The 15947-nt window shown below is 71.7% G+C and carries 13 protein-coding genes; 2 read left to right on the forward strand and 11 right to left on the reverse strand.

Features of this window, described 5'->3' with window-relative positions:
- Window positions 1–167: 167 nt before the first annotated feature.
- The gene (locus AB0K36_RS22610; protein ID WP_364597258.1) at window positions 168–2270 is read right to left on the reverse strand and encodes a phosphocholine-specific phospholipase C; all 2103 of its coding nucleotides are present in this window, start codon (window positions 2268–2270) and stop codon (window positions 168–170) included.
- Window positions 2271–2542: 272 nt separating this feature from the next.
- Between AB0K36_RS22610 and AB0K36_RS22615 the strand changes: the two genes are divergently transcribed.
- Window positions 2543–3451: a hypothetical protein gene (locus tag AB0K36_RS22615; protein WP_364597261.1), complete on the forward strand. Its 909-nt coding sequence runs from the start codon at window positions 2543–2545 to the stop codon at window positions 3449–3451.
- Between the two features lie 49 nt (window positions 3452–3500).
- Here AB0K36_RS22615 and AB0K36_RS22620 read toward each other — a convergent pair whose 3' ends face one another.
- The 10 genes from AB0K36_RS22620 to AB0K36_RS22665 all read right to left on the reverse strand — a co-directional run bounded on the left by AB0K36_RS22620 (window position 3501) and on the right by AB0K36_RS22665 (window position 14971).
- Window positions 3501–3788 (reverse strand): hypothetical protein, encoded by a 288-nt coding sequence (locus tag AB0K36_RS22620; RefSeq protein ID WP_189471356.1) that lies wholly within the window; start codon window positions 3786–3788, stop codon window positions 3501–3503.
- Between the two features lie 192 nt (window positions 3789–3980).
- Complete coding sequence (gatB, locus tag AB0K36_RS22625; RefSeq protein ID WP_159686781.1) at window positions 3981–5492, reverse strand: Asp-tRNA(Asn)/Glu-tRNA(Gln) amidotransferase subunit GatB; 1512 nt, start codon at window positions 5490–5492, stop codon at window positions 3981–3983.
- A 16-nt stretch (window positions 5493–5508) separates the two neighbouring features.
- Window positions 5509–5751 carry a hypothetical protein gene (locus AB0K36_RS22630; RefSeq protein WP_189471352.1) on the reverse strand — a complete coding sequence of 81 codons (243 nt, stop codon included), beginning with the start codon at window positions 5749–5751 and terminating at the stop codon, window positions 5509–5511.
- Entirely contained in the window at window positions 5748–7244 is a 1497-nt protein-coding gene (gatA, locus tag AB0K36_RS22635) for an Asp-tRNA(Asn)/Glu-tRNA(Gln) amidotransferase subunit GatA (protein WP_356621119.1), read from the reverse strand. Before gatA ends, AB0K36_RS22630 begins: the two co-directional genes overlap by 4 nt.
- Before the next feature lie 5 nt (window positions 7245–7249).
- On the reverse strand, window positions 7250–7546 hold the full coding sequence (gene gatC, locus AB0K36_RS22640) for an Asp-tRNA(Asn)/Glu-tRNA(Gln) amidotransferase subunit GatC (protein WP_005311569.1): 297 nt from the start codon (window positions 7544–7546) through the stop codon (window positions 7250–7252).
- A gap of 484 nt (window positions 7547–8030) precedes the next feature.
- On the reverse strand, window positions 8031–10163 hold the full coding sequence (locus tag AB0K36_RS22645; RefSeq protein ID WP_364597267.1) for a putative bifunctional diguanylate cyclase/phosphodiesterase: 2133 nt from the start codon (window positions 10161–10163) through the stop codon (window positions 8031–8033).
- Between the two features lie 309 nt (window positions 10164–10472).
- Window positions 10473–12656, reverse strand: coding sequence for an NAD-dependent DNA ligase LigA (ligA, locus tag AB0K36_RS22650; protein ID WP_364597269.1), 2184 nt, complete (start codon window positions 12654–12656; stop codon window positions 10473–10475).
- A gap of 30 nt (window positions 12657–12686) precedes the next feature.
- Window positions 12687–13700 (reverse strand): methionine synthase, encoded by a 1014-nt coding sequence (locus AB0K36_RS22655; RefSeq protein ID WP_364597272.1) that lies wholly within the window; start codon window positions 13698–13700, stop codon window positions 12687–12689.
- A 25-nt stretch (window positions 13701–13725) separates the two neighbouring features.
- Window positions 13726–14424, reverse strand: coding sequence for an SDR family oxidoreductase (locus tag AB0K36_RS22660; protein WP_364597275.1), 699 nt, complete (start codon window positions 14422–14424; stop codon window positions 13726–13728).
- Between the two features lie 7 nt (window positions 14425–14431).
- The gene (locus tag AB0K36_RS22665; RefSeq protein WP_364597278.1) at window positions 14432–14971 is read right to left on the reverse strand and encodes an LOG family protein; all 540 of its coding nucleotides are present in this window, start codon (window positions 14969–14971) and stop codon (window positions 14432–14434) included.
- Window positions 14972–15073: 102 nt separating this feature from the next.
- Between AB0K36_RS22665 and AB0K36_RS22670 the strand changes: the two genes are divergently transcribed.
- The gene (locus tag AB0K36_RS22670) at window positions 15074–15862 is read left to right on the forward strand and encodes an alpha/beta fold hydrolase (RefSeq protein ID WP_364597281.1); all 789 of its coding nucleotides are present in this window, start codon (window positions 15074–15076) and stop codon (window positions 15860–15862) included.
- The last annotated feature ends 85 nt before the right edge of the window (window positions 15863–15947 follow it).

Below are 15947 nucleotides of genomic sequence, written 5' to 3' on the forward strand. Positions count from 1 at the left end.
AACGGCCCGCAAAGAACTCATGACCTGCAAGAAGCCACTCTGGCAGTCAATCGTGATCGTTTGTCCCTTTCGTGGGGTGAGTCACACCGATGCACACCGGTGCACAACGGTGCACACCACCCATGGCCTCGATGTGCACCCTCTCGACCCCGGCGCCGGGCGCCGCGTCAGCCCGAGACGCTCGGGCGGCCGTTCTCGATGTGTCCCATCAGCCGGCGCCGGAATCCGGACTCACCCTCCGGCCCTTCGACGGTCACCTCGAGGTCGTACCAGCCGTGCGCGTCGGCCGCCGAGTGCACGACGGTGCGGCTGCGTCCGGCCTTCACGGTGATCCTGCGGGTCCAGCCGTGCAGGTCCGCCTCCTCGACGTAACCGAGGGGCCGCACGGTGAACGTGAGGGGCGCGCTGCCGCTGTTGCGCAGCGTGAGGTGCACGTCGCGGTCGTGGTGGTCGATGACGGAGCGGACCTCGGCGGCGCCCCGCGCGGGGCCGGCGAACTCCCGGCGGAAGCCGTTCGGGCCGGTGATCGTGAAACGGTACTGCGCCCGCGTAAGGGGCACCGTCCATTGCGCCTCGCCCCTTACATCCCGGTGCTGGGGCACGGGGAACTCGCCCGCGTACGGGTAGAGCGCGAAGTGCGCACTCGCCCGTCCGCTGTTGCGGAGCGCCACGGTGACCGCGTCGGCGGTCAGCGTCGCGTGCGCGTCGGGCTGGTACGGCAGGGGACGTGCGGGACGGGTTCCCGGCTCCTGGACGGGCATCGCCTGCACCTTGGGCGGCAGCGGCCGCCAGCGGCCCGTGAACGCCGGTATCTCCCCCGGCCGCTCCACCTCCGGCTGGGGGCGGGCCCTGCCGAAGTCGAACGCCGAGGTGAGGTCGCCGGTCACGGTGCGCCGCCACCGGGTGATGTTGGGCTCCTCGACACCGGTCCACCGTTCCAGCAGCCGGATCACCGAGGTGTGGTCGAAGACCTCGGAACAGACGTAGCCACCGACCGACCAGGGCGAGACGACCAGCATGGGGACGCGGATCCCGAGGCCGGTCGGGAGCCCCTGCCAGCGCTCGTCGGTGTCGTCGGCGGGCGGGACGGGCGGCGGCACATGGTCGAAGAAGCCGTCGTTCTCGTCGTAGTTGATCAGGACGACGGTGCGCCGCCAGACCTCGGGGTGCGAGGCGAGGGCGTCGAGGACCTTGTAGACCAGGGAGGCGGAGGCGATGGGCGACGATGCCCCGGGGTGTTCGGAGTCCACGGCCGACGGCACGAGGTAGGAGACGGCGGGGAGCCGGCCGGCGGCGACGTCGGCACGGAAAGTGTCGGCGAGTGTGCCGGTCTCGACCCGGCGCAGCCCGCGCTCGAAGAGCGACCGCTCGCCCTTCGACAGCGTCGCCACGCCCCGCTCCAGCGACGCGAGCAGCTCCGCGCGCTCCGCGGCGTCCTCGGTCTCGCGGACCTTCGCGTAGAAGGCCTCCATGTAGGTGAAGCCACCGGCCTGGGCCAGCGCCTTGCGCGCGATCTTCTTGAAGCTCGTGAAGAACTCGATGCTGTTGTCGGTGAAGTTCTCCCACTCCGTGTACGTCTTCCAGCTGCGACCCGCCTTCTCCAGGCGCTCCGCGTACGTCGGCCACGGGTAGCCGGGGTGGGTGCCCTCCGCGTAGGCGGCGTTGGTCACGGCACGCGTGCCGTCGGCCTCGTGCCCCGTCCAGCCGCTCCAGAGGTGGTTGCGGTTCGGGTTCGTCGAGGTGTGGATCGAGGAGTGGTAGGCGTCGCAGATGGTGAAGGTGTCCGCGAGCTCGTAGTGCAGCGGAAGATCGCGCCGGTCGTAGTAGGCCATGGTCGCGGCGGTCTTCGCGGAGACCCAGCCGTCCATCCAGCCGTCGTGCCAGGCCTTGGCGCCGCCGTCCCACGAGTGGTCGAGGTCGCCGATGTACTGGAGGTCCCTCTTCTGCGCCGCCGCGGCCTCCCGCACGGGGAAGGGCAGCACCCGTCCCTGCGCCGCGGGCTGCTCGAAGACCGTCCTGCCGGAGGGGAGTTCGACGGCGTTGCGGTCCCCGAAGCCGCGCACTCCGCGCAGTGTCCCGAAGTAGTGGTCGAAGGACCGGTTCTCCTGCATGAGGATCACCACGTGCTCGACCGCGCGAAGTCCGCCGGCCAGCGGATCCTCGGAGAGCACCGCCTGGAGGGACGGCGGCAGCAGCGATCCCGCGGCCGCCACGCCGAGTACTCCCGTACCGAGCGCCAGCACACTTCTGCGCGAAATCTCCGGTGACATCCCCGACCTCCCGTCGACAGCCAATGGTTCATCCTCGAGCCATCGCTCCGCAGGGACGGTAGTCAGAGCGGATGTCGGTGAGAAGGCCCAGTGACATCCGAGTGGTGAACGTCCAAGAGTCCGGACAGGAAGTCCGAGCGACATCCGGCCGGCGGCGGAACCGCCCGCTCCACCATACTCAGGGCAGGGGCATCCGGCCGCGAAGGGCGCACGACGGCGGGAATCGGCCGTGGTCCACAAGACGAGCGGATTTGTCGGCGCCGGCTGGCACGATGGCCGACATGGAATACAGGGGGATCCACCAGACAGCCCTGACGCCCGCGGACGCCGCGGAGTTCGCCCGCATGCTCCATGACGCGCCCGGCCCGCATCTGGGCCGCGCCCCTGTGCCCGTGCTCGTCCACGAGCCGGACACCACCCCTGCCGGACGCCGGCGCGCGCTCCAGGGCGTGTACGACGCGATCGTGGCACGGATCGGCGAGCCGACGCTGTACGGCGGCTCGGCGGAGGGCCCGAGCGTGCGCTGGCGTGACGGCCGCAGAATCGTCCTGCTCGCCGGGGACCGCCGGCAGGTGGGGCTGTCGGTCCACGACACGTTGACCCTCGAGGGCGAGGAGCGGCGGGCCTTCGAGTGGGGCGGCGCGTGGTCCGGCGGCGAGCCGTACGACCCGGCGTTCCTTCCGTACGTGTGGCAGCTGGACCGCAGCGGCCCCGGTGAGCGCCCGACGTCCCGTCAGGGCGGCCGGCCCGCCGCGGACCTGGCGCAGTTCCAGTACGGCCTTCAGCTGCTTCTCGCGGCGTGGGTGGAGCAGCTGCCGGTGCAGGTCGGCACCGACTGGGCGAGCTTCTGCCTGACCAGCGCCGTCGACCGGGGCCGCCAGCTGCTCGTGTCCTACAGCCTCGAGGACGGCCTGCAGGCCTCGATCGACGACCGCGACGGGGAGAACAACGAGGACCGCGCCAGGACGATGCTCGCCCGCGGCTGGCAGAGCAGGGACCGCGGCTGGTGGCAGACGGACTTCCCCGACCCCCGGCCGGAGGACGCCGCGGACCTGGCCGCCCTCGTCGTCACCGAACTGTGCGCCCGCGGCACGAGGGCGCCGGAGGAACTCCGCGCGAGGGACGTGAGCTGCAAGGACCGCGGCGAACTGTGGCTGCCGGGGCTGGGCGTCCGCCACTGACCCGCCCGTCCGCCCGCCGCCGTCAGGACGCCGGGCTCCCGGGCAGACCCTAGGCGCCGACCAGCCCCGTCACGGGCGCGGCCTGGCTGGTGAGCGGGTCCAGCTCACCGGGCACCTCGGCCAGCCTGTTGAGACCGGAGAGCTGCTCGGAGGTGCTCGGCATCTGTCCGCGCTGCTCCGGTGCGACGGAGCTCTCGGTCAGGGTGTCGACCGTGTCCATGACGGACAGCGTCCCGACGGGGAGTTCCGGGGAGGCGGCGGTCGCGGCGGGGGCCGCGAGCGCGGAGGCGCCGGTGGCGAGGGCGAGAGCGGCGAGTACACGGTGTGCTGTGGTCATGTGGTGACAACGGCCCGGCTCCCTGATCGGTAACGCGGAGATTCCCGCCCCGACGCGGAAGCCGCCGCCTTGACCACGAAGCCTCATGCCCTGACGCCGGACTTCGGCCACACCAGCGGGACTTGGGCACCGGGAACGCGGAAGGGCGGCACGCACCCGTGGTGCCTGCCGCCCTCGCCGTACGTACAGCCGTCAGCCTTCGGTCACGCCCAGCTTCTGAAGGATCAGTTCCTTCACCCTGGCCGCGTCCGCCTGACCGCGGGTGGTCTTCATGACCGCGCCCACGAGCGCTCCCGCCGCCGCGACCTTGCCGCCGCGGATCTTGTCCGCGATCGCCGCGTTGGCCGCGATGGCCTCGTCGACGGCCGCGCCGAGCGCGCCCTCGTCAGAGACGACCTTCAGGCCGCGCTTGTCCACGACGGCGTCCGGGTCGCCCTCGCCCGCGAGCACGCCCTCGATGACCTGACGGGCCAGCTTGTCGTTGAGCGAGCCCTCCTTGACCAGCGCGGTCACCCTGGCGACCTGCGCCGGGGTGATCGGCAGCTCGTCCAGGGCCTTGCCCGACTCGTTGGCGCTGCGGGCCAGTTCGCCCATCCACCACTTGCGGGCCTGGTCGGCCGGTGCGCCCGCCTCGATCGTGGCGACGATCAGGTCGACCGCGCCGGCGTTGAGGATCGACTGCATGTCGTGCTCGGAGACGCCCCACTCCTCGCGGAGCCGGTTGCGCCGGAGACGCGGCAGCTCGGGCAGGGTGGCGCGCAGTTCCTCGACCCACTCGCGCGTGGGCGCGACCGGGACCAGGTCGGGCTCGGGGAAGTAGCGGTAGTCCTCCGCCTCCTCCTTGACCCGTCCGGACGTCGTGGAGCCGTCTTCCTCGTGGAAGTGCCGGGTCTCCTGCACGATGGTGCCGCCGGACGAGAGCACCGCGGCGTGCCGCTGGATCTCGTACCTGGCCGCACGCTCCACGCTGCGCAGCGAGTTGACGTTCTTCGTCTCGGAGCGGGTGCCGAACTTCTCGGTGCCGTTCGGGCGCAGCGACAGGTTCACGTCGCAGCGCATCTGGCCCATCTCCATGCGCGCCTCGGACACGCCGAGCGCCCTGATGAGCTCGCGCAGCTCGGCGACGTACGCCTTGGCGACCTCGGGAGCGCGGGCGCCGGCGCCCTCGATCGGCTTGGTGACGATCTCGATCAGCGGGATGCCGGCCCGGTTGTAGTCGAGCAGGGAGTGGGACGCGCCGTGGATACGGCCGGTGGCGCCGCCGACGTGGGTCGACTTGCCGGTGTCCTCCTCCATGTGGGCGCGCTCGATCTCCACGCGGAAGACCTCGCCGTCCTCGAGCTGGACGTCCAGATAGCCGTTGAAGGCGATCGGCTCGTCGTACTGCGAGGTCTGGAAGTTCTTCGGCATGTCCGGATAGAAGTAGTTCTTCCGGGCGAAGCGGCACCATTCGGCGATCTCGCAGTGCAGCGCGAGGCCGATCTTGACGGCCGACTCGACGGCGACCGCGTTGACGACCGGCAGGGAGCCGGGCATGCCGAGGCAGGTGGGGCAGGTCTGCGAGTTGGGCTCGGCGCCCAGCTCCGTGGAGCATCCGCAGAACATCTTGGTCTTGGTGCCGAGCTCGACATGGACCTCGAGGCCCATGACGGGGTCGTAGGACGCGAGGGCGTCCTCGTACGACACCAGTTCAGTGACGGTCACGATGAAACTTTCCCTCTCAGCCCAGCAGAACGTCGTCGTCGCCGAGCCGCTTCAGCTCGCGGTAGAGGATGGCCAGGCCGGTGACGATGGCGGCGGCGGACACCGCGGCGTCGATCAGCCGCAGCACGTCCCCGTCCTCGCGGGCCAGCCTGGCCTGCTTGGCGACGCTGATCGCGCCGAACGCGGTGCTGCCGAGCGATACGTACAGCCCGGTCTTGGACTTCTTGAAGTTCTTGGCCTTCTTTGCCATGGCACTCATAGCGACGGAGCCTCCTCAAGCAGCGGGTGCCCCCAGCGTTCCACGAACGCCGCCTCGACGGCTGCACCGACCTTGTACAGACGGTCGTCCTTCATGGCCGGGGCGATGATCTGCAGGCCGACGGGCAGGCCGTCCTCCGGTGCGAGACCGCAGGGCAGCGACATGGCCGCGTTGCCGGCCAGGTTGGTCGGGATGGTGCACAGGTCCGCGAGGTACATCGCCATCGGGTCGTCTGCGCGCTCGCCGATCGGGAAGGCGGTGGTCGGCGTCGTCGGGGAGACGATCACGTCGACCTGCTCGAACGCCTTCTCGAAGTCCCGGGTGATGAGGGTGCGGACCTTCTGCGCGGAGCCGTAGTACGCGTCGTAGTAGCCGGAGCTGAGCGCGTACGTGCCGAGCATGATGCGGCGCTTGACCTCGTCACCGAAGCCGGCCTCGCGGGTGAGCGCGGTGACGTCCTCCGCGGACTTCGTGCCGTCGTCGCCGACCCGCAGGCCGTAACGCATGGCGTCGAAGCGGGCGAGGTTCGAGGAGCACTCGGAGGGCGCGATCAGGTAGTACGCGGACAGCGCCAGGTCGAAGGACGGGCAGTCCAGCTCGACGATCTCGGCGCCGAGCTCCTTCAGCAGCTCCACCGACTCGTCGAAGCGCTGCACGACTCCGGCCTGGTAGCCCTCGCCACGGAACTGCTTCACGATGCCGACGCGCATCCCGGCCACGGAACCGTTGCGGGCGGCCTCGACGACCGGCGGGACCGGCGCGTCGATGGACGTCGAGTCGAGCGGGTCGTGCCCGGCGATGACCTCGTGCAGCAGGGCGGCGTCGAGGACGGTACGGGCGCACGGCCCGCCCTGGTCGAGGCTGCTGCTGAACGCGACCATGCCGTACCGCGACACTCCGCCGTACGTGGGCTTGACGCCGACCGTCGCGGTCACGGCGGCGGGCTGACGGATCGAGCCGCCGGTGTCCGTGCCGATGGCGAGCGGCGCCTCGTAGGAGGCGAGCGCGGCGCTGGAGCCACCGCCGGAGCCGCCGGGGATACGAGTGAGGTCCCACGGGTTGCCGGTCGGGCCGTACGCGCTGTTCTCGGTCGAGGACCCCATGGCGAACTCGTCCATGTTGGTCTTGCCGAGGATGACGACGTCGGCCGCCTTGAGCCGCTGGGTGACCGTCGCGTCGTACGGCGGGATCCAGCCCTCGAGGATCTTGGAGCCGACCGTGGTCGGGATGCCCTCGGTGGTGAAGATGTCCTTCAGCGCGAGCGGCACACCGGCGAGAGGGCCGAGCTTCTCGCCCTTCGCGCGCTTCTCGTCGACGGCGCGGGCCTGCGCGAGGGCGCCCTCGCGGTCGACGTGGAGGAAGGCGTGGACCTTCTCGTCGACGGCCTCGATACGGGCCAGGTGGGCCTGCGTCACCTCGACGGCCGTGAGCTCGCCGGCGGCGATCTTCGCGGCGATCTCGGCGGCGGTGAGCTTGATGATGCTGTCCGACATGGTGATTAGTCCTCCCCCAGGATCTGCGGCACCTTGAAACGCTGCTGCTCCTGGGCCGGGGCGCCGGAGAGCGCCTGCTCGGGGGTGAGCGACGGACGGACCTCGTCCGCGCGCATGACGTTGGTCAGCGGCAGCGGGTGGGAGGTCGGCGGTACGTCTTGGTCGGCGACCTCGGAGACGCGGGCGACCGCGCCGATGATGTCGTCGAGCTGACCGGCGAAGTGCTCCAGCTCTTCGCCGGACAGCTCCAGACGCGCCAGCCGTGCGAGGTGGGCGACCTCCTCGCGCGTGATGCCAGGCATGCAGCGATCCTCAGGGGTGAGTGTGATGGTTTTGGCCCAATCCTATGGGGCGAGCGCCGCTGACCGTGAAACGGTTTGCTCTGCCCCCGCCCCGCGGCCCGGCGACCGTGCCTGATACCCCGCCCGGAAACCCGTCCCGCCGCTGCGGCTCACGCCCCACGACCCCTGCGCGATCGACTCCACACCCGCCCCTGCCTCCGGCCGGGTCCGCTCGGACGCGACGCACGGCAGCGCCACCGATTGCCCCGGGTGCCCGGCGTCTACGACAGCGCCGACCGACCGGGCGGAAGCCGGACGCCCCCGGCCAGGCCGGCAGCCGCTGCCGCCGGAGACCGGACAGCCGGAACCCCACCACGCCCGACGGCCGGCGCGGTCTCTGTCGGGGGCGGCTCGCCGCCCGCGTCCCGTACCGCCGCGCCTGCCTCCGGCCGCGCCGGGCGGAATCCGGGCGGCCCTCCGGCGGTGGGGACGCCGCCCACAGGGGCTACGTCACCGCGCGGCCCGACGTGCGGTTCGCGCGGGGCTGGGGTGGGGGGATCTCGCCGGCTGCCGGGAGGGCCGGGCGGTGCCAGCCGTGCTCCCCGCGGGCCAGCAGCCACGCCGTGGCCTCCTGCGGAGGCATCGCCGCGGCGACCAGCCACCCTTGTACCGCGTCGCAGCGCAGGTCCCTCAGCCGCTCCCAGGTCTCGTCGTCCTCGACGCCCTCCGCGACGACCAGCAGGCCGAGCGAGTGGGCGAGGTCCACGGTGCAGCGGACGATCTCGGCATCCTCGGCGTCGACCGCGAGCCTGGCCACGAAGGAGCGGTCGATCTTCAGCTCGCTGACGGGCAGCCGGCGCAGGTGCACCAGCGACGAGTAGCCCGTCCCGAAGTCGTCCAGCGACATCTTCACGCCGTGGTCGGCGAGGCCGGCCAGGGTGTCCGCGGCCCGCTGCGGGTCCTCCAGCAGCACGTGTTCCGTTATTTCCAGCTGGAGCGCGCCCGCCGGAACCCCGTGCCGGGCGAGCCTCGCGGCCACGGCCCCGGCGAAGCCGGGTGTGTGGACGTCGCGGGGCGAGACGTTGACGGCGACCGGGACCTCGAGTCCCTGCGCGCGCCATGTGGCGACCTGCGCGAGCGCCGTCTCGAGGACGTACTCGGTCAGGTGCGGCATCAGTCCGGAGGACTCGGCGATGGCGATGAACTCGTCCGGAGGGACCCGCCCCCGCTCGGGGTGGACCCAGCGGACCAGGGCCTCGAGACCGGCGACGTGCCCGTCGAAGCGGACCTTGGGCTGGTAGTGGAGTTCGACGTCCCCGGCGTCCAGCGCGCGGCGCAGGTCGCCGAGGAGACCGAGCCGGTCCGGGGTGTTGCTGTCGCGCTTGGACTCGTACACCTCGACGCCCGTCCGGTCCCGCTTGGCCTGGTACATCGCCACGTCCGCGCGGCGCAGCAGCCCTTCGGCGTCGAGCGCGTGGTCGGGGAAGACGGCGAGGCCGGCGCTGGCCTCCAGGACGAGGGTGAGCCCGTCGAGGTCGAGCGGGGAGGACAGTTCGGCGACGAGGTGCCTGGCGATCCGCTGCGCGGACGTCGTGGAGTCGGCGGTGGGCAGCAGCACGGCGAACTCGTCGCCGCCGAGCCGCGCCGCCTCCGCGCCCCGGGGAAGGGCGAGCCGGAGCCGTTCGGCGATCTGCAGCAGGAGCCGGTCCCCCGCGAGGTGACCCAGTGTGTCGTTGACGGACCGGAAGCGGTCGAGGTCGATCAGGACGAGGGCGGCACGTGCGCCGCTGCTCTCCGCGTCCTCCAGTGCGGACCAGGTGCGCTCCAGCAGCCACTGCCGGTTGGGCAGCCCGGTGAGCGGGTCGCGCAGCTGCTCCTCCGCCCGGGCCCTGGCGATCCACAGCGTGGAGTCCAGGGCGATCAGCGGTACGGCGAACAGCGGCAGCAGCAGCGGCATCGCGACGGCGACGACGCAGATCAGCGGTGCTATGCCGACGAGCGCGACGGCGACGAGGCCCTGCCGCAGCAGGGCCGTGCGGGCGACGGTCGGCAGCCCGCCGGCCTGTGGTGCCAGCACGTACCAGAGCAGCAGCCGGGTGGCGCCCAGATACGCGGTGGCGGCGAGGATCACCTCGGGCGCGGCCGCCGGCTCCCAACTGAGCGGGTCCCAGGGCCGCTCGACGGTGGGCACGACGTCGAAGAGGGCGAGCGCGAGCGCCGCCGCTCCGATGCCGAGCATGTCGACGGCGCCGTGCAGCACGCCCTGGCGCCAGCGGTTGCGGCAGGCGGCGCCGACGAGGGCCACGACGGCGAGGGAGACCAGGCCCGCCGCCACCCAGCCGTACAGGAGCAGGGTGGCGAGGGTCAGCGCGGCTCCCGATCCCGCGCCGCCCCACCAGCGGTCGCGGCCGAGGGCGACGAGATGCCCGACGATGATCCCCGTGAGCACGGCGAGCGACCAGCCGACGGTGCCGGCGGGGAAGAGCGCCTGCCCGTCCTGGAGGGTCCGTACGACTCCGGTGCCCAGCACGAGCGCGGCAGTTGCCACGACGGCCGCGGGCAGGCCGGGTTTCCTGCCCACCAGGGCCGCGAGTGCACGCGGCCGTGAGACCGGGGCGGCGCTCTCGGTCGGTTTCATTCCCGTCCCTCTCACAGCCGGCGGTGCCTCGCGATGGCTCCCGTTGTCATGCCACCACGACTGAATCCCACCACGCAGCCGTGCACGACAGGCGCACATTTCAACAGTAGGCCGCGGGAGACCCGCACGGGCAGCGCTCTACAGCTCTTGCCCGAATGCGACCCGGCCACCCTTAACCATCTGGTATGCGATGAACGCGTGACCTGTACTGGGCGTTCCACCGGCGCTCCGGGCGTCCGGATCCTGCCCCTCGTGCCGCGGCAGTGCGCCTCACGCGCCCCCGTCGAGTGCCCGTCCGAGCCCCTTTTGTCACGCCTCCTCGGTCACAGCAGCCTCACGAGCCGCCTCCGGTCCCTCTTCGAGGAGGACCGCGAAGCCCGACTCGTCCAGAACCGGCACCTTCAACTGCACGGCCTTGTCGTACTTGGAGCCGGGATTGTCACCGACCACCACGAAGCTCGTCTTCTTCGATACGGAACCGGCCACTTTCGCTCCGAGGCTCTGGAGCGCTTCTTTTGCGCCATCCCTGGTGTGGTTCTCCAGCGTTCCGGTGACGACGACCGTCAGCCCTTCGAGCGGACGCGGCCCCGCGTCCTCCCCCGGGCCGTGCTCCTCCATCCGTACGCCCGCCGCACGCCACTTGCGCAGGATCTCGCGGTGCCAGTCCTCCTCGAACCACTGCTTGAGCGCGGCGGCGATGGTCGGGCCCACGCCGTCGACGGCCGCGAGCTCCTCCTCCGTCGCCTGCTCGATACGGTCGATGGAGCGGAACTCACGGGCGAGTGCCTCCGCGGCGACCGGGCCCACATGACGGATAGACAGTCCCGTGATGATCCGGGCCAGCGGGCGCTCCTTGGCCGCCGCGATGTTCTCCAGCATCGCCACGGCGTTCCTGCGCGGCTCGCCCTTCTGGTTGGCGAACACCGTCGCGATCTTGTCCTCGCCGGTCTTCTGGTCGCGCTTGGGAAGGCCGCTGTCCTGGTCGAGGACGTACGCCTTGATGGGCAGCAGCTTCTCCATGGTGAGGTCGAACAGGTCGCCTTCGTCGGCCAGCGGCGGCTCCGACGGCTCCAGCGGCTGGGTGAGCGCCGCGGCCGCGACGTAACCGAAGTGCTCGATGTCGAGCGCTCTGCGCCCCGCCAGGTAGAAGAGCCGCTCCCGCAACTGGGCTGGGCACGAGCGGGCGTTGGGGCAGCGCAGGTCCACGTCGCCCTCCTTCATGGGCCGCAGCGCCGTGCCGCACTCGGGGCACTCGGCCGGCATCACGAACTCCCGCTCGCTGCCGTCCCGCAGGTCCGCCACCGGGCCGAGGATCTCGGGGATGACGTCACCGGCCTTGCGCAGCACCACCGTGTCCCCGATGAGGACACCCTTGGCCTTGACCACGTCCTGGTTGTGCAGGGTCGCGAACTCGACCTCGGAGCCCGCCACCGTCACCGGCTCGACCTGTGCGTACGGGGTGACGCGGCCGGTGCGGCCGACACCGACGCGGATGTTGACCAGCTTGGTGTTGACCTCCTCCGGCGCGTACTTCCAGGCGATGGCCCAGCGCGGCGCCCGCGCGGTCGACCCCAGGCGGCCCTGCAGCGGGATCTCGTCGAGCTTGACCACGACCCCGTCGATCTCGTGCTCCACGGAGTGGCGGTGTTCTCCGAAGTAGGCGATGAACTCCCGCACCTCGTCGAGCGAGCCGACCACCTTGTTGTGCCGGGCGGTGGGCAGGCCCCACTCGCGGAGCAGGTCGTACGCCTGGGAGAGCCGGTCGATCGTCAGGCCCTCGCGGGCGCCGATGCCGTGCACCACCATGCGCAGCGGCAGTGTGGCGGTGACCTTGGGGTCCTTCTGGCGCAGTGAACCGGAGGCGGAGTTCCGCGGGTTGGCGTAGGGCTGCTCACCGGCTGCCACACGGCGGGCGTTGAGCTCCTGGAACTGCTCCATCGGGAAGTAGACCTCGCCGCGGATCTCCACGAGGCCGGGGATGCGGTCGCCCTTGAGCCGGTCGGGGATACCGGCGATGGTGCGGACGTTCGGAGTGATGTCCTCGCCCACGCGCCCGTCGCCGCGCGTCGCCGCGCGGGTCAGCCGGCCCTTCTCGTAGGTGAGGTTGACCGCGAGGCCGTCGACCTTCAGCTCGCACAGGAAGTGGTAGCCGGGGGCGCCGACGTCACGGGCGACGCGCTCGGCCCAGGCGGCGAGCTCCGCGTCGTCGAAGGCGTTGTCCAGGGAGAGCATCCGCTCGCGGTGCTCGACCTTGGTCAGCTCGGTCTCGTAGTCCCCCGCGACCTTCTGGGTCGGCGAGTCGGGCGTGCGCAGCTCCGGATGGCGCTCCTCGAGCCCTTCGAGCTCCCGGAGGAGCTTGTCGAACTCCGCGTCGCTGATGACGGGGCTGTCCTTCACGTAGTACCGGAAGCGGTGCTCCTCGATCTGCTCGGACAGGAGCGCGTGCTCCTCCCGTGCCTGGGCGGGCAGGTTCGTCTGCTGTTCGCCGGCCACCGTCTCGTCCTCCCGTTGTCCGTGCACCCGTTACTCAGGGTTGTCCGCGAGGGATCTCGCGGCGCGGACGCAGTGGGCGAGCGCCGCCCGGGCGTACGCGGGCGACGCGCCCGCGAGCCCGCACGTCGGGGTGATCACGATCGACTCGGCGAGAGTCCCCGGATTCAGCCCCAGCCTGCGCCACAGTGTCCGTACACCCTTGACGATATCGGCGCCCACCGACAATCCGGCCGACGCGGCGTCGGTGGAGGGGACGATGCCCGCGAAGAGCTTCGTGCCGCCCTCCACTGCCTCACCGATGGACTCCTCGTCACGTTCCGTGAGCAGACCGAAATCGAACGAGATTCCCTGCACGCCGGCACGGCGCAGCAGCGCAAAAGGCACGTCCGGTGCGCAGGAGTGCACGACCACCGGCCCCTCGGCGGCGGCCATGACCTCCCGCAGGGTGCTCTCGACGACCTGCCGGTCGACGGCACGGTACGTGCGGTAGCCGCTGGCGGTCCTGACCTGCCCGCGCAGTACGGCCGTGAGCGACGGTTCGTCGAGCTGGAGCACGACACGGGCTCCGGGGACCCGGCGGCGCACGTCGGCGAGATGCTCGCGCAGCCCCTCGGCGAGGGAGGCGGCGAGGTCCCGGCACGCGCCGGGGTCGCCGAGCGCGGCCTCGCCGCCGCGCCGTTCGAGGGCGGCGGCGAGCGTCCACGGGCCGACGGCCTGCACCTTCAGCGGGCCCTCGTAGCCCTGGGTGAACTCCTCGAGCGCGTCGAGGTCCTCGCCCATCCAGGAGCGGGCCCTGCGGGTGTCGCGACCGGGCCGGTCGCTGATCCGCCAGCCGCTCGGCTCCACATGGGCGTACATCTCGACGAGGAGGCCGACCGTCCGGCCGATCATGTCGGCGCCCGGCCCCCGGGCGGGCAGTTCCGCCAGGTGCGCGAACTCCTCGAAGGACCCGGTGACCGTCCTCGCCGCCTCGCGTGCGTCACCGCCGGGCAGGGAGCCCACACCGGTCGCGGGGCCCCATCGGAACTCGTTCTTCTCGCTCACCCCGGCAGCGTACGTGCCCCCGCCCTCAGCGCCCCGGCCGCACCGTCAGATCGTTGATCTCCGCGTCGCGCGGCAGGTCCAGCGCGGTCAGGATCGCCGTGGCCACCGACTCGGGGTCGATCCAGCGGGAGGCGTCGTACTCCTTGCCCTCCTGCGAGTGCACCTTGGCCTGCATGGGGCTCGCCGTACGCCCCGGGTAGACGGAGGTGACCCGTACGCCGGCGGCGTGCTCCTCGTGACGCAGGGAGTCGGCGAGGGCCTTCAGGCCGTGCTTGGAGGCGGCGTACGCGGCCCACTCGGCGTGGGCGGCGAGGCCGGCGCCGGAGTTGACGAAGACCACATGGCCCTGGACGGCCCGCAGCTGGGGAAGGAACAGCCGGGTCAGTTCGGCGGGCGCGATCAGGTTCACGTTGAGCTGCTGGTGCCAGGTAATCGGACGCAGGTCGCCGACCGGTCCGAGGTCGACGATGCCCGCGATGTGCAGCAGCGAGTCGACGCTCTCGGGCATGGACTGGTGCCCGAGGGCCCAGGAGATCCGGTCGGGGTCCGCCAGATCGGCGACGAGCGTGCCGGCCCCGGGGTAGCGCGCCTCGAACTCCTTGGCCCGGCCCGCGTCGCGGGCGACGAGGACGAGATCGTCGCCCCGCTCGTGCAGACGACGGGCGACGGCCGCGCCGATGCCGGATCCTGCGCCGGTGATCAGATGGGTGGTCATGCCCGCCATGCTCGCACTACCGGATGCCGGCGGACTCCTCGAGGTACGCCATGGCGCCGGCGCCGTCCTCGGCGAAGAACACGAGGTCGGTGAGGGGCAGGGGCAGGAAGCCCTCGTCCTCCATCCGCTGGAACTGCTGCTTGAGCCCGTCGTAGAACCCCGCGGCGTTGAGCAGGACGACCGGCTTGGTGTGATGGCCGTGCTTCTTCAGTTCCAGGATCTCCGTCGCCTCGTCGAGCGTCCCGGTGCCACCGACCATGATCACGACGGCGTCGGACTTGGCGAGCAGCAGCGCCTTGCGCTCCGCGAGGTCCTTGGCGATCACCATCTCGTCCGCGTTCGCCCGTGCCTTGGCCTGAAGGAACTCGACGGAGACGCCGACCAGCCGGCCGCCGGCCTCCTGCACGCCGTCCGCCACGACCTTCATCAGCCCGCTCTCCGAACCGCCCCACACCAGTGTGTGACCGCCCTTGCCGATGAGCTCGGCGAACTCGTGGGCGGGGCGGGTGTAGCGCTCGTCGAGATCGGCGGCGGAGAGGAAGACGCAAATGTTCATCCGACCACCGTAAACGGGGGCACCGACATCTCTTACGGAATTTTCCCGCCGGAGCGATGAGTTCCCGCGGGCGGCCCGGTCAGCCCTCTCATGGACACCACCATGAGCACGGCCGTGATGAAGGCCGAGTCCGCGGACGGAACCCTCATCGCCTGTGAACGGCGCGGCAGCGGACCGGCGTTGGTGCTGGTGGGCGGAGCGCTGTGCACGGCCGCCTCCGACGCGCCGCTGGCCGAGCTGCTCGCCCCGCGTTTCAGCGTGTTCACGTACGACCGCCGCGGCCGGGGAGCGAGCGGCGACACGGCCCCGTACTCGGTGGGGCGCGAGATCGAGGACCTCGCGGCCGTCATCGGGGCGGCGGGCGGCCACGCCGCCGTCCACGGCACCTCCTCGGGCGCGGCGCTGGCGCTGCGCGCCGCGGCGGCCGGGTTGCCGATCACCCATCTGTCCGTCTACGAACCGCCGTTCGCGACCGACCCGGCGGCCGCGCAGGGCAACACCGAGTACGCCGGCCGGACGGCGGCCCTCCTCGCCCGAGGCCGGCGGGGTGACGCCGTCGCCGCTTTCATGGCAGCGACGGGGATGCCCGAGGAGGCCGTCGACGGGCTCCGTGTGCTGCCGCTGTGGTCCGGCATAGAGGCCCTGGCGCACACCTTGGCGTACGACCACGAGGTGATGGGCGACGGCATGGTGCCGACGGCGCTCCTCGCCTCCGTCACCGCCCGGGTGATGGTGGTCGACGGCGGCGCGAGCCCCGCCGGGATGCGCGACGCCGCACGCGCGGTGGCGACGGCACTCCCCCACGGACGCCACCGCACCCTGACGGGCCAGACGCACGAAGTGGCCCCGCACGTACTGGCGCCGACGCTGGTCCGGTTCTTCGCCGAGTGACGGCCCGGACGTGAGGCACGGTGGTCCTCGTCGCCATGGGTCCGGTGCGTGGCCGGAAGTGCCGCCGGAGCACGGCCGGTTGGCG

Origin of the sequence: Streptomyces kurssanovii, assembly GCF_040677245.1 — a bacterium.
Classification (GTDB): Bacteria; Actinomycetota; Actinomycetes; order Streptomycetales; family Streptomycetaceae; genus Streptomyces; species Streptomyces kurssanovii.